Below are 20,602 nucleotides of genomic sequence, written 5' to 3'. Positions count from 1 at the left end.
CAAAGCGGCGGCTTCACATCGGAAGCCGCCGCCTCTGGTTAGTCCATGGTCTTGATCCGCTCTACAAGGGAAAGCCGTTTAGAGTAACGGACAGCAACCAAAGAGAAGATTCCGGTCACGACCAAAAGTGCCAGAACAAAAACAACCGTTTCCATCAAAGGGAATTGATAGGACAGTTCCCCAAAAATATTAAAGCTGCTGATCACATAGTCAAAAATCCAGCCCAGGATTCCGCCAATGCCAACCGACAAAAATACCGTAACCCCTGCGTACCACAGGCATTCTGCGATCAGCATACGGGAAACCTGCTTTCCGGTCATTCCCACAGACTGCAAAATCCCAAGCTCCTGCTGCCTTGCCAGCAGATTGGTCATCAGGGTGTTGACCAGATTTACCATGGAGAACACAAACAGGAATGCCAGCAGCAGATAAACACCGCGGGTCATCATCTTTAGCTGCGATTCCAGGGATGCCGCATGGTCTGCTCTGGAAAAGACCGTCAGCACCGGATTTTCCAGCAGGCTGAAAATAGACGCCCTGAGCGCATCCGAGTCCTCCGATGTATGGACATTCCAAACAGCCTCTCTGTTCTCAATGTCCGGGTAGAGCTGATCGGCCAGTTCTTCTGTAAGGGTAAACAGGCCCCATGCGCCGGTGCCCGATGTCACTGACGGTTTCGCAATCCCCATGACCGTTACTTCTATGGCCTTACCGTCCATGGATTCAAAGGTCAGCACATCCCCAACAGCAGGCGTATAGCCATAAAACATACTTAAAAGATGATCTTCCGAATCAGTCACGACCACACCGTTGTTTGCGGCAAGCTCCTCATAATCTGCGCTGCCTTGTTCCAGATTTTCCTCTGGCAGCCATTGTTCCATCTGCTCTCTGTCAAATACAGGGAACTTTAACGCAACACTTTCCTGGGGGAATTTCACCGTTGCGGATGTTACTTCATGGCTGGTGATAGATTCCACACCATCTATGGCAAGAAGCTCCTGACGAAGTTCTTCTGTCAGTGGATTTTCCCGCGCGATGGCAGGCAAGCCTTCCGCGCCTCCCGAATCCATCCAGCTGACCTCATAGTTACAGTGATCTCCCATGGCTTCTATCGCCATCTTTTCGGGGCTGATGGAGTTAAGTACCGTAGCGGCTGTTACCAAAAACACACCCGTCAACCCGAGAGATACCAGGGTGATGACCGTCTTTTTCCTGCTCCGCCTAAAGTTCATCTGTGCCATAGAGAACGGCGTAATGCGGTGGTTTTTCTGATCCTTCCGGTCTGTTGCCGTTTCATAACCACTGGAGCGGACCGCTTAGATGGGGGATACCCTCGCCGCCATGCGGACAGGCGCATGAATGGACAGAAATACCGTCAGGGCGCAGGCTGCTGCGGTCGCAGCCAGATAGGGCAGATTGCCCATCCAGCTCCAATGTGCCGGGAAAATAGCAAACCCGATAGCCCCTCCAACCAAAAGCCCCAGCGGGATACCGCAAAGAGATAACAGCAATCCCTCCCGCCGCACGATCCGCCGGATCTGTTTTGGTGTTGTGCCGATCACTTTCAGGCGTCCATATTCCCGCATTTTGCCCTTTACGGAAATGAAAAAGATACTGTAAATGACCACGGCACAGGCAACCAGCAAAAGGATTGCCACGGGAATGTAATATTTCATCACGCCGGACTTAAAGCCCTGCATATCGAAATAGTTGGAACTGTAAAAAATCTGATCCTCTGAGACATCGTTGGCAGAAAGGAATGCTGCAATACCCGCCTTGAGCTGCTCCAGCTCCATATCATCAGCACCGGTATAACGAAGCCGAAATTCAAACAGCGGCTCTCCCTGCGCCATCTCCTCCACAAATGCTTCAGATACATAAAGCTGGAACATACGGGAGTCATTCTCCACATCCATGATACCGCTGACGGTATAGGTCTGCTTTCCGTTTCCAAGATTCACTTCTATGGTCTGCCCGACTTCTGCGGGGATTTCAAAATAATCAAGAAATGCCCGTTCTACCAGAATTTCATTGGCAGCCTGCGGAAGCGTCCCGGTAAAGGAAGGTTTCTTCCCCAATTCCATCCAGTTGGCATCCGCATACTCCACAGTCAGAACGCTGTCACCATAGCGGGCGGAACCGTAATTCTGGGAAAGACCCCAGCGTTCCACTTCCGGGCAGTCTTTCAGTCTTTCAATCGTATCACGGTCACAATTCACCACAACCGCCTGATACTGTCCCCGGAGATCCGCCTCCAGTTTTCTGTCATTTCCCGCTCCTGCGCAGAAAATCGCCGCCATCAAAGCAGCCGCCAGAGCGATCGTTACGATCACAAACAGGTTGCGCCGCTTGTCTGTCTGAATACTCCTTGCCGCCAGTCTTTTAATAACCGGCCCTGTGTCATTTTCAAAAGGCAATGTCATGTCTGCCACCTCCTTTATCCAACGATTTTGCCATCCTCGATCCGTACAATACGGTCTGCAAGCTGGGCAATGGCATCATTATGTGTGATCATCACCAGCGTCTGGTTAAATTCACGGCTTGTTCTCTGCAAAAGCCCCAGCACATCGGCGCTGGTCCTGCTGTCCAGGTTTCCGGTGGGTTCATCGGCAAGGACGATAGCGGGCTTTGACACCAGCGCGCGGGCGATTGCCACACGCTGCTGCTGTCCACCGGAGAGGTTGTTTGGCATATTCTTCAGCTTATCCTCCAGTCCCAGCATGGACACCACATCCGCCATGAATTTCTGATCCACCGTATCCCCATCCAGCTCCACCGGCAGGACGATGTTTTCATACACATTTAGGATTGGCACCAGATTGTAGTTCTGGAAAATAAAGCCGATATTGCGGCGACGGAATATGGTAAGCTGCTCGTCGTTCATCTTCGCCAGCTCCTTATCCCGCACCATCACGCTGCCGGAGGTGGGTGTGTCCAGACCGCCCATCATGTGAAGCAGGGTGGACTTACCGGAGCCGGAAGTGCCGACCACCGCCACAAATTCGCCCTCCTCCACAGAAAAGTTCACGCCATCCAGGGCGCGGGTAATGTTCGGCTCTGTGCCGTAGTATTTTTTAAGATCAGTTGTCTGCAAAATTTTCATAACAGTTACCTGCCTTTCTTAATTTGTTGAGTATAGGGTAAAGGGCAAATGTTGCAGAATTGTCCTAAAGGGTATGAAAATCCATAATGAATTGCTTCAATTTTAGGACAATTCATTTTCGTGTGTCTTTTTTATAAAGCCGGATAGATATAAGCAAAACCATTGCTAACTGAATTACAACAAAAAACAGCGTCAGCCAAACGCTCTCATAATAAAAAATATCTGTCCAGAAGATCACCAGATCTACCAGAGCCACCACACCAGCCGACCATCTAATTTTTCTTGGAAAGAAGTGCCGGAGCAGCAGCACAACAACAACCGGCGGGATCAGCAAGCAAGCTGCATTGATGAGTAATGTCTTTGTGATTTCCATAAGGCCACCTCCAAATTCATGATGTTGCTGTCAGCATAAATCCCAAATGTTGCAGAATTGTCCTAAAATCCATTGTCCTCTAAAAATTTTTCAAAAAAGGCAGCCTGCCAAAACAGACTGCCTCAGAATTATTTTATGGGCAGGAACACGGAAAAAGTTGATCCTTCCCCAACTTTAGACTCGACGGTAATATAGCCCCCCTGCATGGTAATGATCTCTCGGGCAAGGTATAAGCCGATTCCGACCCCATCTATATCATGCACCGCTTCATCCCGATAGAAGCGTTTGAAGATCGTGCCCTGAGAATGCTCCGGGATGCCTCTGCCTGTATCCGTCACATCTATCCTCAAATACATCTCCCAATCCCGTACCCTCACCTGAATGCTGCCACCAGCAGAGGTGTACTTTACCGCATTATCCAGAATGTTAAACAATGCTTCGGAAGTCCAGCGGCTGTCATGGGATATTGTCAAATCAGATGGGCAGTCCACCGACAGGCTGATCTCTTTTTGTTCCATCGGAGCCAAAACACCATTGATGGCGCTCACCAGCGTATCCCCGATCACAGCATCCTGTTTCTCCAGCGTAATGACACCCGTTTCCAAACGGGAGGTTTTCACCATTCCCTGAATGAGAAAATCCAATTTATCCAGCTGCGTGCCTGTGGCCTGCAAAAACTCCTTGCGCTTTTCTTCTGTCAATGGCCGTGTCAGCATGGTATCGTTGATCAGCTTCAAATTTGCGATGGGGGTTTTGGTCTGGTGGGAAATATCTGATACTAGGGATTGCAGTTCTTCCTTTTCTCCCTCTGCCGTATGTCTGGTTTTCTGCATCACATTATAGAGCCGTTCCAGACGATGGCTAATCCGAGACAGCAGTGTTTCCGCTTCATAGTCTACCTGGGGCCGGTCTGTACTGTCCATCATGTGATCCAATGTCTGGCACAAACCATCGGTGAACAGAGAAAGTTTCTTTTGAAAATAGTGCAGAAAAACCATGCCCCAAATGTAAAATGCAGCTGTCAAAATAATGCCGCAGATGACAACACGCACATCTTTCGTCAACAGGAAAAAAATCAACAGCAGCAAAGCGGCAGTGAGCAGAGTCCCCGCCACAATTTTTCTCAAAAATACCCTGACAGATAAATTTTGCAGCTTCATCGTGGCTCACCGCCGATCCACTGGTATCCCATTCCATAAGCTGTCTTAATATATTTCCGCTCATCTGTTTCGATTTTTTTGCGGATACGGCTGATGATCGTCGTTAGAGTATGCTCATCCACAAAGTCTCCATCAATGTCCCACAGCTTCTCTAAAATCTGCCGCTTGGTCAGAATAATCCGGGGGTTCTTTACGAACAGGAACAGGGTGCGGTATTCCTTCGGTGTAAAGTCCAGGGATTCTCCGGCAAGGGACGCACTTTGTTCGGAGAAGTCGATTTTCAGAAAGCCATCGTCAAACAGATCATGCCGAGGTGTCCGCAGCTCCAGATTTGCAAAAACCGCCGCCACTTTTTTACAAAGCACTGTCACAGAAAAGGGCTTAGTCACATAATCCGCGCCGCCGACTTCATATCCCTTGAGCATATCGCTCTCCTTATCATTGGCTGTGATAAAGATGATATAGGTATGCTGACCGCGATTCCGGATTTCTTCACACAGATCCAGTCCGCTGCCATCGGGCAGGTTAATATCCAACAGTGCCACATCAAATTCATTTTCCCGCAGCTTTCTTACCGCGCTGTCAAAATTAAAAACAGAAATGACCTCATATCCATCAGAGGTCAGATTGTATGCCAATGTCCGATTCAAAAGCTGATCGTCCTCTACAATTAGAATCTTCTTCAAGACATTCACTTCCTTCCTTATTTTTCAACTATACTGATAGGATAAACACAAAATGTTACAGAAATGTCCTAATCAGATATTTTTCTTTTTAATTATAGGATAGCCTACTTTTCAGCACAAGAATAAAAATATGAATACATACAATAGTTTCAATGTCATGTTGGACAACAAGAACACCGCCGCAAACTATACGATTGCGGCGGTGTTAACTATGTATAAAATCTTCCTACAGGTTTTTATGTATGTATCCCGTATTTCGCCGTTTGGATGTTCTCTTCACCATGCAGGATTACTCCGCCACAGGTCTTTGTGCCCTGTACCATGTAGCCCTCAAAAAAGAAGCTGTAAGGCAAGTAATCATCTGTCAGGACGATGCGTTCGTAGTTGTACCAGTTAAAATGCTGATCCAGAAATTTCCCCAGTTTGTGCCGCAGGATAGGATTCTCCACTACAGCCTTGAGATTTTTCCGGCTGTGAAACTCCAGCGTTGGTCTGTTCTGTTCCGGAATGGACAACAGCCGCCACCGTGTTCTATCAACGGTTTCTCCCTCACCTGCCGCATATGAACGGAACGGCTCATAAGGCAGTCTTATTCGCTCGGTATAACCGGAAACGCTGTCTCTGCCAGCATCCTTCAGCCATGTGAAGGAAAACTCTAGCACTTTGGCACCGCCTACGGCATCACACAGCCGCAGTTCTGCATAGGAATGGATATCTTTGGTGATCAAATACTTTTTCTCCTCCAGCCGCTGCAATTCCTTTTTCAAAATAATAAAGTACTGCGGCGAACAGCCACTTCTGGAACGGGTCTTGAGGGAAATACTATCCCGATCCACATAAACTGTTGCCATTGTCCTATTATTCATAATCCACCTCGTTTCTGTTATGTGCTCCTGCATGATGCATGGCAGTCTGTATGACCAGGAATGGATGCTCTACATACTCCTCTTTTGCTGAGGTATATGCTGCTCCTCCCAGAGAGTCCAGATACTGCCATCCGTTTTTGGATTTTGAGATGTACACATAGAACGGTGCAAGCACATACTCATCCCGTTCATAGCAGCCCAGATACCGTCTTGCAAGTACTGCCACAACACCCAGCTCTGCCGCTTTCTGTGTCGTTAGGGAAACTGCCAGTTTCATTACTTCCTCTTTTTCAATATCATTGAGTCCGAAAGTATAGATACTCTCCAGGAACAGCACAGGCTTCTCACTGGTAACAGGCTTTCCGATATCCATGTTCTCCTGCGACAGATCAGCAAAAGAAAAATCGACGGCAGGCGGTTTTTGAAATGCACCTTTTGTCAAGCGGAGACAGGCACGAGCCACCACCGCTTCATCCTTTTTCACAAGGACAATCTTCTTATTAGAGTCAAAGGCAGCTAACAGGCACTCCCTCTGGCTTCCAGTACGGTAAGACAAGCAGGTACTATGAGGAAGTTCACCAAGCCGCAGAGTGTGGTAAAAATCATCCACCTCTTCTGCCCAAAATGCACCTCGCGCCAACGAAAGATTTTTCTTCCAGAGGCTCTCCTGCATCTCGCTGACAGGGTAGCGAATCTCACGCTGCAGGTCACCAGCAAAATATTTGAGTTTATAGAACTGGCCCATCAATTCAGCCTGTACGATCCGTCGCAACGCTTCAACAGCCAGCTCCTGCCCGTCCAGTTCCCCATAGAGAGCGCGTACCATAGCCGCGCCGCCCTGCAGTAAAAATTCCGTGACAGTCTCCCGGTTCTGCTCCACAAAATCGTCCGAAAATGCCAGTTTTTCTTTTAGATCCAGCCAGTCTGCATCTGTTGTCAGAATATCTTTCCGCACCTGCTTCCAATCCGTCCTTTCCAAAAGAGCCGTCATATTATTGAGGGTAAATACCGCATCCGACTCTGTAGTGAAATCCGGTATGAATGCCTGCAGCTGCGTATAGTGTTGCAGCAGCCCCATGGCAATCCGCCGGGTCAGCCCACAGATATGTCCAAATGAACCCCGATACCATTCGCTAAACGGCCTTTCCAACAGACATTTTCCAAGCTGCTCCAACTCTGCATCTCCTGTATACTGGCTGACCAGATCCCGTTTTATCAGCTGCCGAAGCGTCAGCAAACGCTGATCTATGGAAAGAGGTGTCAGCATAGTGTATAACCGGACATAAACCTCTTTCTGATGCCAAAGCTGATACATTTCCTCAAAGGTGTACTGCTGCCCTTCTTCCAGAAGCGTAAAGAAGCTGTCGCTGCGGTTCACAGAATCGCTGGCTTTCAAATTCTTCAGCGTCAGGGAATTGATGTTGCAGTGCTCACAAAAGCCCGGCTCAAACAATAGAGAGTATCGCCCCAAGGACAGGAACACTTCACTGTTCTGATCCACCAATTCCAAAAAATGCTTTTTTCTATGTTCCACCGCATAAATGAGAATTGAAAACTGGAATTGCCGGACAGCATTAAAATCCAGATGGAGCCTGCCGGCATACAGAGCATTCAGATAACTCAGTTGGTTGCATAAAATTTCTTCCCTCTGTTCCTTGCTCAAAGGATGTGGCTGGGAGATAAACCAGTTGAGGTCATATTGTCCGGCATGGTTGTCCAGCCAGAGGCCAAAAAAAGCAGACAAATCCTCTGCGTCATATTCAAATACAGCCAACAGCCGGCGGAATTTTCCCACATCGGTCATTTTCATCCACCGGAGATCTTTCAGTCGCTCTACTGACAGAAACAGCCGCACGCCATACCGATAAAGCAAGATGCAGACTCTCTGGAGCGGACAATTCTGTTCCAACAGTTCCAGAGCTTCCCGTTCATTTTGATGCCAGCAAAAAAGATACGAACCAAGAAACGGCTGCCGCATCATATCCCGCTGGTGCTCCGTCAGCATGGAAAGTCCCTTCCACTCCGCAATGGGAAAAGTCTGCAGGTTATCCAATATGACCTGCTCCTCTTCTTCATACATCACAAAGGGAAAATAGTATTTCAGGTATTCAAACCGCAGGGAAGGCAACAGTTCCAATTTCATGACTGCCAGCACCTGCTCTTGGGGATACGCTGTCAGTCTCTCTCCATACCCGTCTGCCGACTCTAAGGCTGAAGCAATTTCTTCATCGCCAATCTCCTGCCTGCACAACGCACCATAGAGCGCTGCAAAGTCCGGCACCCGAACCAGTTCTTCCTGTATCCGCTTTGTCTTTCGGATGTGCAGCCGTTCCTGTAATTGAAGTGTCTCCACCTGTCCACATGCCTGCGCTATGGCATCCTCTGAAAAGCTGCCTGTAAGCGTCGGAAGCAATCCGTCATCTTTCATTCTGGTCAATAGGGTCAGATGTTTTAATGTATTTCTCATGCTGCTTCACCTCCGATCATTGTCAGTACCATATTCAAAATCTCATGCCTTGGCCGGGGTTCAGACTCTACCAGTTCACCACACAGCTCAAAAAAGGCGTGTGCATCTTTGGCATCCATTGTCTGCACACAACCGGCGGGCCATTCCACTAACTTATCAAATGCCATATCCAGTACCTCTTTCTTCTCATCCCTGTAATAATATCCCCCTATGAATTTCACAAGAGATTCGGCGCTGCCGTTATAAAGTTGCTGCAGCTTTTCCCGTTTCTGTATGGTCCGTTTTTCCTGCTCCAGTCGTTTTTCCTGCTCCTTTCTCTCAGCTTCGGCTCTGTGCTCATCCTCCAACTCTTCCTTGGAATAGAATGTTTCCTTCAGCCGGTTGATTTCATAGCCGTTATACTCCCTGTGGAGCAAAAACTGCCGCAACACCGCTGCCAGCGCTTTTTTATCATAAAGGCGTTGGATCTCCGGTGCTTTTAAGGCACTTAAAACGAAGTCCTCATATTTTTCCGGCTCAGTCTGGAAAACTGAACGCTCCACCCAGTCATAGAGCTGTCGATGCTGCTCTGCAGATAGGAATGGACGGCTGATGTATGTTTTATATTCCCTTCTGCTGTAATACCCCTCACTCCTGACAAAGCATTCGTGAAAGTAAAACCGCTTGCCAAATATCGTTTGAAGTTGGGAAAAAGTGTACTCAGCCAGTAGCCTCTCTACAAACCGGAAACACCTCCAACTTGAAATTCTCAGGGCATACTCCCGCAGCAGTTTCAGTTGTGGCGCATCTTCACCATCTTGCCGATGCTGCTTGAAAAACTCCCATAGATTGATTTCCTTCTTTTCCGCCAGAAAGGCAAATGCCCGCCTACCGTTCGTATGCCAACTTCTGAAATATTCTCCATAGTCAGCTCCGGTCAGTTCCTGATATCTGGAAAGCCACTGTTTCAAAGGGATCGTCTGTCTGGAATGCAGCATCTGCAGGGTAAACAACTCCATGTAGTTATCCCGCTCCAGTTCCTTCGCCAGATTATCGTACTGAGGATCAAACACATCAAATCGGTACGGAAAATCCTTCTGTATCGTTTGATTCATCCATAACAGTGTTTTCGGTGCTGTGGGGTTCAAACCATATTGAACCGCTTCCCAGAGTCCCTGAAATCCTTCGTACTTGACCGTAAAGCTGTTATAGAACTGAAACAGCCAGCCAAGATACTCGTAAAATTCTTCCGAAAGATCCTTTGGAGCATTCAGAAGCATCCGCCCACACGCTGTTGCGATTTTCTCGGCAGTGATGCTCTTGGAACTCAACCGGTCCGGCAGCCTGTCCGCCCATACAGCGAGAGAGTTTGCCAAAATGATTTCATCGCAGCGATACCCTGCTTTAGTCAAAACCGAAAATTCGCGGCTGTCGGGCTTCATATTCATATATGGCAGTTTCATCAGCGTGCGCAGCACCAGGTCGGCTTTCCCGCGGTATTTCTTTGCCTGCTCTTCATAGAACCGGATGAACCATTCCAGCACACCAAAATCATATACCAGTGAAAGTGTCCGATTTTGTGTGAATAGATGACTGAGTTGGGTATGCATCACCTCATAGCCATGTTCCCTATCATCAAATAACGACAGTACAAACAGGGCTTCTTCCGTTCTCGTACACTCTCTTTCTGCCAGTTTCTCCAACAGGGCATGGCGCTGTGCCGCATCTGTTTCCAAAAGATACAGAGCGCCCTGCAGGTACACATCTTCTCCGGCAGATCGCCGCAATTTCTGGAGGAATGCTCCCCGCTGATTGCCCACAAACATATTGTCAGACTGGATCGCACAGGTATTTCCCAGCGCCAGGGCCAGAGCGCGGAGAACTCGGACATCATTGCCCAGTTTTTCCTCAAACCGCTCCAACACCTCGCCAGGATAACGCAGATGATATGGTTCAAAATAGCCGGACACATCCGTTTCCCCCTGCCATATCTGCATCGCCCTTGTTTGTCGGTAAGTCCTTCTCGCCGTATCGTCCTGAGAAGTCTGTACTACCAATTCGGCAAAGGCATGGTAAAGCTCCAAATCAATAGCCCTCTGATATACCCGGTAAACCGGTATCCTGTCGATATGCATTAAAATCCCTCCTACCTGAAATCTTCCATAAAAGATATGGGGAGAGAGCCGCAGCATGGCTCTCTCCCCATTGATCAACTGACAGCATACCGATGGTATGCTATATTTTCTTACTCAGCGCCGGCCATGCTGAAGAACTCCGCAGGTGACAGTACCGTAACGCCCAAATCCCTGGCCTTGGACAACTTGCTGCCGGCATTTTCGCCGCAGACCAGATAATCCGTCTTCTTGGACACCGAGCTGCCGGCATGGGCTCCCAGTGATTCGATCAGGTCATTGATTCCGTCCCGGGTGTAGGGTTCCACCTTGCCGGTAACTACGATAGTCTTTCCTACAAAGGGATTATCCTGCACCCTGTCTTCGCTGTGTTCTGCCACAGCAGGCTTTTGAATACTCATCATAGTCTGTAACTCCTCCCAAATACAAAAATTATCTTCCACGCAGAACCAGTCGTGGATATTGTTATGCAATGTCTCCCCGAAATCCGGAAGCTGCCGGAAATCATAGCCGCCATAGACCGCATCCCGAAACTCATCCAAATCATAGTGGAACACACGACCCAATACCTTGCTGGCAGTATTGCCGATCATAGGAATGTCCATAGAAATCAGATACCGCTCAAAGGTGGTGTTTCGGCTCTGCTGGATAGCGTCCCAAAGGCGCTGCCAGGACTTTTCACCAAACCCATCCATGCGGACGATTTCAGCCCGGTAACGATCCAGACGGTAAATATCCAGATAACTATGGATAAATCCCTGACCGATGAATTTTTCCAATGTAGCCTCCGACAGCCCTTCAATGTCCATTGCCTTCTGGCTGACAAAATGGACGAACTTTTTCAGCCGACGTGTCTCGCAGTCAGGGTTATCACAGTACAGCGTCTTGATGATGCGATCCTCGCCATTTTCGCCCTTTCCACTTGATTCATGGATGCGGGTAGGCTGTCCACAGCAGGGACAAACATGGGGAATCGTATCCACCATAGAGAAGCCGCCTCTGTCCAGATTTTCCTCCACGTGGGGGATGATCATGTTTCGTTTGCTTACCAGAATCCGGTTTCCAGCCATCAGTTCCAGATCCTCAATAAAGGACAGGTTGTGCAGACTGGCCCTGCTGACCTCACAGCCATCGATTTCCACCGGCGTAAATACTGCTACCGGAGCAATCTCTCCGGTTCTGCCCGGCGTCCATTCGATGTACTGCAGCAGGCTCTCATGCAGGTCATCTTCAAACTTATAGGCCAGACCGTCCTTATAGTGATGTCCGGTGCGGCCGCAGCTCTGGGCATAGGCGATGTCGTTAAACGAAACCACGATACCGTCAATGGGGATATCTTTGTCAGTGGCATATTGCCGCAGCTGATAGATACCGGCTTCCACATTTTCCAGCGTCAGTTTCTGCTTTGTGACCAGATACTTACAGGGCTGGAACCCCAACGCGCGCAGTTCCCGTAGCTTATCTGATTTCCGGGTCAGGTGCGGAAAGCCCTCCAGCACACCAAACGGCATGAAAACCAGCCGACGCTCCTGGCATATCTTGGCATCCATCAGACGGATGGAACCGGCAGCCAGATTGCGGCCGTTTTTATAGGGCTTACCGCTGCTGTCCTGTAGGCTGGTCTTCAGTTCCTCAAAATCACTGGGTCTGATAAAGCCCTCGCCCGTCACAACCAGTCTCTCTTTGTAGGTGATGTGGGAAGGGATACCGCTGATGGCTCGGGTGTTATGGGTAATGATCTCCCCTTCGTCACCATCGCCACGGGTAGCCGCCTCCAGAAGTTCTCCATTCTCATAGGTCAGCTTTACAGTCAAGCCATCCAGTTTGAGCATCAGCATCACCTGCTGCTCACCCATGAAATTCAGAAGATCCATACTGCTCTTAGTCTTATCCAAAGACAGCAGCGGGATCTCATGTCTGGTTTTCTCCAGCCTGCTCACCGCAGGATAGCCTACTGTCTGGGTTGGCGAATTTGCCATTTGGATTCCCGTTTCCTGTTCCAGCTCTTTCAACTCGTCAAAGAGTCTGTCATAGACCTCATCTGACACACTGGGAGCGTTGTGGTTATAATACTCATCCCGATAACGGTTGAGCCGGTCATTCAAGTCTCTCTGCTTTTCAAAAATATTCCGTTCCATTATGCTGCCTCCTTTTCAAGTACCCGGAAGGACATAACCAGTTCTTCTTCCGTATGCTTCTGTTCACTGTCGAAAACACTGCAAACACCGTCTGCAAACTGCCAGTGGGCGGCTCTGCCCCACCAAAGGATCGGGCCGCGGCCGCCGTTGCCTCTGTTGGCAGACGCATCTGGCTGATTCGCTACGGTACTATAAAAGCCCTGCGTGTTTACCAGCGTAATGTTCCGTATCTGCCCAATACATTCCGGCCGACAGTGATCCAATATCTCCAACTGCGTCCCTTCCCGAAGTGTCCTGCGCAGCTGATTCAGGTTTTTGATCATGCAATTTTCTCCTTTCCCCGCCCCACAGGGCAATCCTGCTGTGCGGTATGCAGCCCATTTCTGCCGGCTGCATATCTGCCAAAATTCAATTCATGGACAATACGCTGAATGGCGTCATCATCGTCCCACGCTGCGTGAAGCGTATTCCGCTCTGGCCCGGCTCCCACATGGACACATACCTTTTCACTGCCAACCTGCAGCAGCACATCCTGTCGCCTGGCGCAAACCACTGCCAGATTTCCAATTTGTTTCATGCTCTGCTCCTTCCTTCTTCATCAATGACCGGACGCCCTCAAGGACGCCCGGCCATTCTCATTTTGTCACGCTGCAGCAGCCAATGCCGGAGACTGGATGCTATCCGTGTTTTCCATCAGGTCAGCCATCAGCACATCCGCCAAAAGCCTTCCTGCCAAATGGCCGGTATGAATGATGACCCGATCCTTCTTCAACTGGATAAACTCCTTCTCACGAAGAATCCTGCTTTCCGCAGCCAGCGCCTTGTCGCTTTCTGTCAGCCTGGCAGTAATCACCCGCTGCCACTTCTGCAGAAACTCGGTCGCCTGCTCAATGTCCTTCTTCTGCCGGTCATATTCCGTCCGTTTCTGCCGCACTGTTCCATCTGGCTCCACTTCCAGCGTGTAATAGGCATGGAAAGGATCAGCCGTTTTACGCAGAAACATCACAAAGCTTTCTCGCCGCTCAATCCGGTCCCAGTAGCGGTCACTGCTGCCTGCACAGTGATGGAGCGCACGCCCCTCGGTAATAATGTCCAGAATACCGTCTGGCACCACTACCATGTAATCCGCATCGGCGTACTCATATTTCGCTTTGATTTCCTGACAGATAGCATTAACATGGGGGAATTTCTCCTCCATCTCCTCGGCCTGCAGTTCAATATCCTTCTCCTGGCATTTGAGCACCAGATCATCGTGGCGCCGCCGCAGTTTTCTGGTGCGATATACGATCTCATCATATACATCCATGTGCAATTTCTTTGCCATGGAAAGATAATCCTCCCAGGTACGCAATACCTCATGGCTGTTTCTCCGGAAGGATGGCATCTGACGCCGTACATAGTTATAGACCTGCACCATGCTCATGCGGTCAGCAATGAACTGGACATCCCTGGGGCTAATGTTCTGCTGACACATCCACAAAAGGACATTATCTGGGATTTCCCTGTCGGTGCCCTTTTCATATTGCAGCCACCGCAGCAGATCACAGCCTCCATTATGGAGCCGAAGTCGCTGAAACCTCCTGCTGTCAAGGCCCAGAGCTTTAATCAGACTCCCGGCACTATGGTTTTTGATTAGTTCACTGACTGTTCCGCAGGAACTGAAACATTCCTTGGTAAGCTTCGGCAGGTTCACCTTGCTGATCTGCTCCATTTGCGGTATCCGTTCAAGCACTGCCAGATATTTTTCCGGGTCAACACTTTTCTGCTTCCGAATCCAGTTGACCAGCCCTGTGCATCGAAGTTCCTTCTGTTCCAGAGTTGGCAGCGTTTTTCCATAGACCCGTCCATCATGTGAACCAGACCAACTATAAGAACAGGGGCTTCCGGAAATCCAGCGCATATTTCGCTGTTTATACAGACCCCAATAGTAGGTTCTTGGTTTTCTTTCCCGGTCATAAATCGTGCGCCGGATTTCCTGACAATAAAGCTTGGAGTTTGGAAGGCTTTCTTTCCCATATGTCCGGTCAGCCTGAAATTCACGAACTACAAAACCGTCTTTGCATCGCTGGATTAGGTAGGCAAAATGTTTTTCTGTCTGCATATACCCCGCTCGTCCATAGGCTTTGAATACCACCGGATGTCGGCAGCAGCTACAGCGGCCTTGTTGATTGTGATGGGGATGCACCTTGATCGGCACTTCCTTTTCGCAGTAGGTACAGTAACCTGTTTTGGCGCCGCCCTTTTTGTAGTGGTAGTAAATGTAATTTTGCCGGATGGCAACCTTATCCACCCAGCGGTTCCAGTCCTTGGGAAGCTCCGGCACCTGTTCCATATCCTTATCCCATGGATCAGTTTCCCGCCGGTGCCGCTGTTCGAGCTGTTCCTCACGCACATTCCGCTGAAACTGCCGGATTGCCTCTACCGCTTTTTTATTGATGTTCAGATATGCCTGTATAGATGTCTCATCTTCCTCGCTGACCCAGTAGGCTTTGATATACCAGTATCGGCGCTTCCAGTCCAATCTGTCCAGTTTGGCCTCACACCATTTCTGGTTCAGGCTATTATAAGTAATAAATTGCCGCTTTTCTTTATCCAGATACACTTCGTAAGCTGGGCTATTCCCGTCTATGCGAAGATGCTCTGGGAAAAAGAAAGCCACCTTCAATATCCCATCCTGCGTGATGCATCTCAGGTAAACATAATACTCACAAACCTCCTGAACATATCCGTAGGCGATTTTTTCTTTTCTTGGCAAGTCTGACGCCGCGATCTGCTTCATCTCATCCGTCGCTGTCAGCTTGGGAAGTGCCATCAGGGCTCTTTTTTTCATCTCAATTCACCGTCCTTCTTGTCAAATCCACGCCATACCACACATCCGGCAGTAATGTGACACCATCAATTTGTCCTACAGCAACCTGTACGATACTTTCCGAATCCGGCGCTTCCTTCGCAAAAGCAAGGATGTCTCCCAGTCTGCCGGTGGCAACGGGGTCTTTCCCCCGTACCACCGCATAACCGCAGTTCGCCATTGCCCGGTTGGCTGCCACATGGGAACTCCACACCCTGCGCGGGTGATCTACCATGTAGGCCAAACCATGTAAAAACAGCTCCTCTTTGGTTAGCCGCTTAATCACAGTCAACTCCGTACAGGCGATTTTGGAGTCATGCTCATCTTCATCGATGTCGCCGCCGGCGTTGACAATATAATATTCCGAATGCTCCAGGCTGGAATAATAGCTAAGGCAGTCGAGCGGATTTTCCGCACAGTGAAATCCATTTTCCCTGCAATTTGCTTTTTCAGTCGTATTGAGCCCCATCACAAACTGATAGCCACGGCATATCAGCCCGGGGCGAAAACCCTTATAAGCAATCATTCTGCATTTTTCCTCCTTTGCCGGCTCAGCCTGCCTTTGCCATCCCAAAATCCAGCAGCGACATCTGCCCATCCTGAGAAGGCTTTTTTTCCTCCTGCTTGGGTGCCGCCTTGGGTTCCGTCTTTTTCTTCTCTGCCGCCTTCTTGGGTTTGCTCTTTGCAGAGGACTTCCCAGCATACGGCTTGGGAACAAACTTCTCCTCATCCTCATGGTCTTCCTTGGCATCAGGGTCACGGAAATAATCTTCCGCCCACTGATAGCACATATCATCCGGCACATCGCAGCCATATGTCTGCTGTCCGGGACCAGGGCGGGTTCCGCTTGCTTTTAGTTCATCCTGCACATAATCCCATGCCTTTCGGTTGATGTACTGGAAACAGCGGATCATGTTCTTTTTCGGATGCATCGTCAGACGGGCAAACGCCGTATCTTCCATACAGAGCATCTGGATATGCTCGGACACACATTCCTTCATATTTCGCCGTGTCAGTTTTTCTACATCGGTACTCACCCTCTGGGTAGAGGCCGCGATTACTTCTTCATCACTCATCGCTTCCAGACGGGCGATTTGCTCCTGCTCCGCGGCTTTCTTCGCCTGCTGTTTGGCGTCAAATTCCGCTTTGCGCTGGGCTTCAGCCGCCTCATGCTCCGCACGCTTTTTTTCTTCATCTTCTGCGGCGGGCGGTTGTGCCGAATTCCCCTCCTCAGCAGACTTCTCTTCCCCAGCAGGCGCTACTTCATCCGCAGGTTCCTCCTCTGCATCAGCCAAAGCAGTCTCACCGGCAGAAACCGAAGCCGCCGATACTGGGACAGTGTCTGTACCTACAGGCGGCACAGGCAAAGATTCCATCTCCTCCAGCTCAAAGGCTTCATCATCCTCAAAGGCTGCAGACGAATCGAACATACTGTTTTGCTGCTCCATTGCTATTTCTGAAAAAACACCCATTGTAAAATCTCCTTTCGCAAAAAATGGCATGGAGTAGGCCGTTATGACCCTTTCCATGCCATTGTGTGTTGCTCACAGCACATATAAAAGTGTGCTGAAGCTGTCAAAACAGTAGCAGACCACGCCAGTATACTGCCTTGACCATTCCTTGATTTTGTCCTGCACCTCCTGCGCAGTCTTTTGATTGCTCATGTTCCAGGGTGGAGGTACCGTTACGGTAAAGTAGCCATTCTCCAGACAACTTCTGACATCTGCCGGAAGATTGGAGCACTGCTCATACAGTGCTGTAATCTGGCTTTTCTTCTTTTCTGCAATACGCATCTGACCCCTATCCCTTCATTCCTGTTTTTGAGCAGGCTCCGGAAGTCTTTTACACAAGAATGGGGAGAAGCGTACCGGCGCAAAATCCCGGCAGTCATTCACATAGAAGTATGTGCGTTTGCCTTGGCAGTCCAGTTCCACCACATCAGATGGAGCCAACGGACGGCCTCTGTAATCTTCCGGCAAATGCTCATTAAAGTCCAAGAACAGGCGCCCCAGCACTTCCATGTCATTCTGCCCCTTTGGGCAACAGACCTCTGCGCTCCATACCGTCTGATAGGCGACGGCAGGCGGCTGTTCATATCCAGCTTTACGCAGTGCATCCAGTTGCTTGAACGCGAAAGGTACCGTCTGTGTCTCACCCAGGCAAAGCTGGTAAATGCAAAATCTCCGGAAAACTCTCTGGCTGTCCAGAATATCCTTCAGCGCCCGATTGCCCTGAGCAAGAAATATCTGATACTCTTCCTTTGTCAGCCCCAGATACTCTGTCAGATCCAAATCTTTCTCCGCTCTGGTGTGCCAAAGCTCGACGCAGCCATCTATATAGGTAAAATCACACTTACCGCACAGATATTGCTGCTTAAAATTCATTCTCTGCACCTCCTTTTCCTTCTGTTCTTTCTCCCGAAGGGCAAGCTGCCAATCATCAAACCCTTTATAATTCGGATTCCAGGTCAGCCGACGACATGCCATTCCATTTTTTCGGGCCATCAGATAGATCTTAGATGCCCCATTAGAGGTCATTTGGTTACTGTACTTATCCATATCATGAGCCTCAATGATCTCCTCAGTGCCATTCTGTGCCAACAGTGCAAACAGCGTATCCAACTGGCTTGTGTTGTTTGCGCCGGCAATCGCCGCAAAAGTCCGGTTTGTCAGGCAGTGTGAGATGTCTGCTTTCAGCAGTCCCTCAATGACATAGACCACTCGAGCAGATGGATGGCCAATAAAATGTACCGGGCTCCCGGATGTGACGCCCATATTTTTGGACGAGGACGAAAACCAGATGTATTTGGCTCCTGACTTATCCGGTGGATCATCTTTTTGCTTGAGCGGACTATCCAAAAGTATCTGCAGGCCATGTATCATACCGTCGTATCCCACAGCCGGAATCAAAATCCCTGCGTTTTTTCGGTAGAAGTTCATGGTCCAGCGCCCGCTGTCATCCAGATAAAAGCCGGGCACCCCCTCCACCTTGCATCCCTGTTTCATCAGCCGCTCGGTAATGGAGCGGCAAAGGAATGGGGGTGGAGTGCTCTTGAACCCAATCCGGTCGATCTGTTCATCCGACAGTCCCCGTTTTGGGGAGTGCAGATGGTTGCGGTGGGCAGGCTGAAGAGGCAGCATAGCGAGCAGCAGCGAAAGCGTTTGATGAATTTCCTGTCCGCTGGCCCGTTCTGCTTGCTGCACTGTTTTTAGTTCGCCCCTCCTCTCATATCCGGCAAGGTCGGTCTGAGTCCCCGAAACCGGGGACCCAGTGCCAGCCTGCTGGTTTCCTGCCATCTCATATCCAGAGTTCGGCCGTTCCCTGTGAAAATCGTTGCACAGGGCTTCTCCTATCTCCCAATACGCATCGGATGTAGTCGTATTGTTTAGCCGCGCATAAAGCGCAAGCATACCGCCATGCTCATCACAATAATTGCACCGCCAGACATTTTTGACGAAATTCACATTCATCTTGCCGCGGCGGTCACCACAAAACGGGCAATCCACATATACACTGTTTGCCTGTCGGCGTCTGATTCGTAGATGTAGAAGTTCCACTACATCCATAATACCGAACGGAAAATCTCCTGGATATGAGTCCATCTGTTCTCCCTCCCTTCTTGACCCCATAGATGGGGCTGCTTATCATCCGGCTTTCTGTGCGGCCATACCATCGAGCATGATCTGCGCCGCAGCACGAACGATATTGTTGGTGCTCTTGTTGCCTGGGGTGAGGTAGAATTTCAGACTCACCGGACGCTCCTTGGCAACTGTTGCCATGGTCTTTCCTTTGCTCAGACCACTATCCACCACCACATTCTGCGCTTCTTCAAAGGTCATTACCTTCAAGATGTCTTCTACCGGAGTGCTCTCCGTATAAGAAGGCGCCACAGGCTGATCGGGTGCTTCCTGTTGGACAACAGGCGCCACAGGCAGTTCTTCCGGTTCATCCGATTGGAATACGGAGGCGGCCGGCTGCTCAGACGCATCATCCTGTTTTGGACTGCTATCCAATGTAACCTCGCGGCTCGGTACCGGCAGCTCCATATTGGGAGCATTCTCCTCTACCTTGCCGGCAGGCAGTGTATCCATATTCTCCTTCTCTTCTGCAACCATCTGTTGGACAACTGGCTGTACCGGAGAAACCGGGGGCTGTTCATTCTGAACCGGCTTTGCCGCAGGTTTCTGAATAGGCGCCGGACGAGCAGGAGCATTACGGCCCTCTACGGCGTTCTGAGGCGCTCTTTCCGGCCGGGCATGAACTTCCCCGCCAGATTGCCGCAGCGCCGCTCCAGGGGCTTCTACGGGCCTCTGCGCCGCATTTGGCATCGGTTGCTGGATAGGAGCCGTCCCGGAAAGCGGAATACTGCTTCCAAACACCTTGCCCGTACTGTCAACAGCAACATCGGCAAACTGCAGACCGAAACCGGCATCCGACAGCGCAGCACTCAATGCCTCATCCTGGGCAGCCTGTACATAGTCGGTACCTTCTTCTGCACTGTGTTGCGAAATGTAACTACTGATAGGCTCTGCATCACTGCGGTCCAGATAAACTCTGGCCTCCATAATCGCAAGCTGTTCCGTGATCCGCAGAGTAGTCAGTTTCATGCGGCCCTGGGGGTGACGCAGGCGAAACCACAGCTTCTGATAGGGCAATTCCAACTGCAGCATTTCCTCATTGGTTTTTCTGGACACCTTATGGCGCAGAAATTTGAGCGGGTCAAAGCCCGGCACCTTGTTCAGTTCTGCCACTGCCGGAATTGTTTTGTACATCATAGGCATCGGATTACTTTTTTCGTTCATGTTGGAAACTCCTTTCTGACATAAAAATAGGAGACGCCAAGTGCCATT

Annotated in this window: 18 protein-coding genes; all 18 read right to left on the bottom strand. The window is 49.8% G+C overall.

Features of this window, described 5'->3' with window-relative positions; all coding sequences use genetic code 11:
• Positions 1–38: 38 nt before the first annotated feature.
• The gene (locus DWZ82_RS15545) at positions 39–1,241 is read right to left on the bottom strand and encodes an ABC transporter permease (protein WP_243022884.1); all 1,203 of its coding nucleotides are present in this window, start codon (positions 1,239–1,241) and stop codon (positions 39–41) included.
• A 75-nt stretch (positions 1,242–1,316) separates the two neighbouring features.
• Positions 1,317–2,423 (bottom strand): ABC transporter permease, encoded by a 1,107-nt coding sequence (locus DWZ82_RS15540; RefSeq protein WP_243022883.1) that lies wholly within the window; start codon positions 2,421–2,423, stop codon positions 1,317–1,319.
• Positions 2,424–2,437: 14 nt separating this feature from the next.
• Entirely contained in the window at positions 2,438–3,103 is a 666-nt protein-coding gene (locus DWZ82_RS05050; protein ID WP_118024200.1) for an ABC transporter ATP-binding protein, read from the bottom strand.
• Positions 3,104–3,215: 112 nt separating this feature from the next.
• Entirely contained in the window at positions 3,216–3,476 is a 261-nt protein-coding gene (locus DWZ82_RS05045; RefSeq protein WP_080908638.1) for a hypothetical protein, read from the bottom strand.
• 128 nt (positions 3,477–3,604) lie between these two features.
• Positions 3,605–4,636 (bottom strand): sensor histidine kinase, encoded by a 1,032-nt coding sequence (locus tag DWZ82_RS05040; protein WP_118479222.1) that lies wholly within the window; start codon positions 4,634–4,636, stop codon positions 3,605–3,607.
• Positions 4,633–5,322 carry a response regulator transcription factor gene (locus DWZ82_RS05035; protein ID WP_039959333.1) on the bottom strand — a complete coding sequence of 230 codons (690 nt, stop codon included), beginning with the start codon at positions 5,320–5,322 and terminating at the stop codon, positions 4,633–4,635. Before DWZ82_RS05035 ends, DWZ82_RS05040 begins: the two co-directional genes overlap by 4 nt.
• A 236-nt stretch (positions 5,323–5,558) precedes the next feature.
• Positions 5,559–6,173, bottom strand: coding sequence for a hypothetical protein (locus DWZ82_RS05030; RefSeq protein ID WP_243022882.1), 615 nt, complete (start codon positions 6,171–6,173; stop codon positions 5,559–5,561).
• A 7-nt stretch (positions 6,174–6,180) separates the two neighbouring features.
• Positions 6,181–8,655, bottom strand: coding sequence for a hypothetical protein (locus DWZ82_RS05025; protein ID WP_118479218.1), 2,475 nt, complete (start codon positions 8,653–8,655; stop codon positions 6,181–6,183).
• Positions 8,652–10,769 carry a hypothetical protein gene (locus tag DWZ82_RS05020; protein ID WP_118479216.1) on the bottom strand — a complete coding sequence of 706 codons (2,118 nt, stop codon included), beginning with the start codon at positions 10,767–10,769 and terminating at the stop codon, positions 8,652–8,654. The genes DWZ82_RS05025 and DWZ82_RS05020 overlap by 4 nt, the downstream gene beginning before the upstream one ends.
• 110 nt (positions 10,770–10,879) lie before the next feature.
• The gene (ligA, locus tag DWZ82_RS05015; protein WP_118479214.1) at positions 10,880–12,904 is read right to left on the bottom strand and encodes an NAD-dependent DNA ligase LigA; all 2,025 of its coding nucleotides are present in this window, start codon (positions 12,902–12,904) and stop codon (positions 10,880–10,882) included.
• Entirely contained in the window at positions 12,904–13,227 is a 324-nt protein-coding gene (locus DWZ82_RS05010; RefSeq protein WP_003501931.1) for a hypothetical protein, read from the bottom strand. The genes ligA and DWZ82_RS05010 overlap by 1 nt, the downstream gene beginning before the upstream one ends.
• The gene (locus tag DWZ82_RS05005) at positions 13,224–13,481 is read right to left on the bottom strand and encodes a hypothetical protein (RefSeq protein ID WP_025529721.1); all 258 of its coding nucleotides are present in this window, start codon (positions 13,479–13,481) and stop codon (positions 13,224–13,226) included. The genes DWZ82_RS05010 and DWZ82_RS05005 overlap by 4 nt, the downstream gene beginning before the upstream one ends.
• 66 nt (positions 13,482–13,547) lie before the next feature.
• Positions 13,548–15,734 carry a PcfJ domain-containing protein gene (locus tag DWZ82_RS05000; protein WP_118479212.1) on the bottom strand — a complete coding sequence of 729 codons (2,187 nt, stop codon included), beginning with the start codon at positions 15,732–15,734 and terminating at the stop codon, positions 13,548–13,550.
• A gap of 1 nt (position 15,735) precedes the next feature.
• A complete protein-coding gene (locus DWZ82_RS04995) occupies positions 15,736–16,278 on the bottom strand; it encodes a DUF7666 domain-containing protein (RefSeq protein ID WP_050624134.1) in 543 nt (180 codons plus the stop codon).
• 25 nt (positions 16,279–16,303) lie between these two features.
• Positions 16,304–17,224, bottom strand: a complete 921-nt coding sequence (locus DWZ82_RS04990) for a PcfK-like family protein (protein ID WP_182439116.1) — start codon at positions 17,222–17,224, stop codon at positions 16,304–16,306.
• A 72-nt stretch (positions 17,225–17,296) separates the two neighbouring features.
• On the bottom strand, positions 17,297–17,545 hold the full coding sequence (locus tag DWZ82_RS04985; RefSeq protein ID WP_025529719.1) for a hypothetical protein: 249 nt from the start codon (positions 17,543–17,545) through the stop codon (positions 17,297–17,299).
• Between the two features lie 15 nt (positions 17,546–17,560).
• Positions 17,561–19,354, bottom strand: coding sequence for a YodL domain-containing protein (locus tag DWZ82_RS04980; RefSeq protein ID WP_118479208.1), 1,794 nt, complete (start codon positions 19,352–19,354; stop codon positions 17,561–17,563).
• A 42-nt stretch (positions 19,355–19,396) separates the two neighbouring features.
• Positions 19,397–20,554 (bottom strand): hypothetical protein, encoded by a 1,158-nt coding sequence (locus tag DWZ82_RS04975; RefSeq protein WP_118479206.1) that lies wholly within the window; start codon positions 20,552–20,554, stop codon positions 19,397–19,399.
• Positions 20,555–20,602 lie beyond the last annotated feature (48 nt).

Source organism: Butyricicoccus sp. AF35-5AC (assembly GCF_003477715.1).
Lineage (GTDB): Bacteria > Bacillota > Clostridia > Oscillospirales > Butyricicoccaceae > Agathobaculum > Agathobaculum butyriciproducens.
Note: the sequence above shows the minus strand (reverse complement) of the source record. Positions and strands in the feature narration are given on the sequence as shown.

Coding starts and splice junctions, on each gene's coding strand:
- DWZ82_RS15545 (WP_243022884.1), bottom strand. CDS start 1,241: ATGGCACAGATGAACTTTAGGCGGAGCAGGAAAAAGACGGTCATCACC.
- DWZ82_RS15540 (WP_243022883.1), bottom strand. CDS start 2,423: ATGACATTGCCTTTTGAAAATGACACAGGGCCGGTTATTAAAAGACTG.
- DWZ82_RS05050 (WP_118024200.1), bottom strand. CDS start 3,103: ATGAAAATTTTGCAGACAACTGATCTTAAAAAATACTACGGCACAGAG.
- DWZ82_RS05045 (WP_080908638.1), bottom strand. CDS start 3,476: ATGGAAATCACAAAGACATTACTCATCAATGCAGCTTGCTTGCTGATC.
- DWZ82_RS05040 (WP_118479222.1), bottom strand. CDS start 4,636: ATGAAGCTGCAAAATTTATCTGTCAGGGTATTTTTGAGAAAAATTGTG.
- DWZ82_RS05030 (WP_243022882.1), bottom strand. CDS start 6,173: ATGGCAACAGTTTATGTGGATCGGGATAGTATTTCCCTCAAGACCCGT.
- DWZ82_RS05025 (WP_118479218.1), bottom strand. CDS start 8,655: ATGAGAAATACATTAAAACATCTGACCCTATTGACCAGAATGAAAGAT.
- DWZ82_RS05020 (WP_118479216.1), bottom strand. CDS start 10,769: ATGCATATCGACAGGATACCGGTTTACCGGGTATATCAGAGGGCTATT.
- ligA (WP_118479214.1), bottom strand. CDS start 12,904: ATGGAACGGAATATTTTTGAAAAGCAGAGAGACTTGAATGACCGGCTC.
- DWZ82_RS05010 (WP_003501931.1), bottom strand. CDS start 13,227: ATGATCAAAAACCTGAATCAGCTGCGCAGGACACTTCGGGAAGGGACG.
- DWZ82_RS05005 (WP_025529721.1), bottom strand. CDS start 13,481: ATGAAACAAATTGGAAATCTGGCAGTGGTTTGCGCCAGGCGACAGGAT.
- DWZ82_RS05000 (WP_118479212.1), bottom strand. CDS start 15,734: ATGAAAAAAAGAGCCCTGATGGCACTTCCCAAGCTGACAGCGACGGAT.
- DWZ82_RS04995 (WP_050624134.1), bottom strand. CDS start 16,278: ATGATTGCTTATAAGGGTTTTCGCCCCGGGCTGATATGCCGTGGCTAT.
- DWZ82_RS04990 (WP_182439116.1), bottom strand. CDS start 17,224: ATGGGTGTTTTTTCAGAAATAGCAATGGAGCAGCAAAACAGTATGTTC.
- DWZ82_RS04985 (WP_025529719.1), bottom strand. CDS start 17,545: ATGCGTATTGCAGAAAAGAAGAAAAGCCAGATTACAGCACTGTATGAG.
- DWZ82_RS04980 (WP_118479208.1), bottom strand. CDS start 19,354: ATGGACTCATATCCAGGAGATTTTCCGTTCGGTATTATGGATGTAGTG.
- DWZ82_RS04975 (WP_118479206.1), bottom strand. CDS start 20,554: ATGAACGAAAAAAGTAATCCGATGCCTATGATGTACAAAACAATTCCG.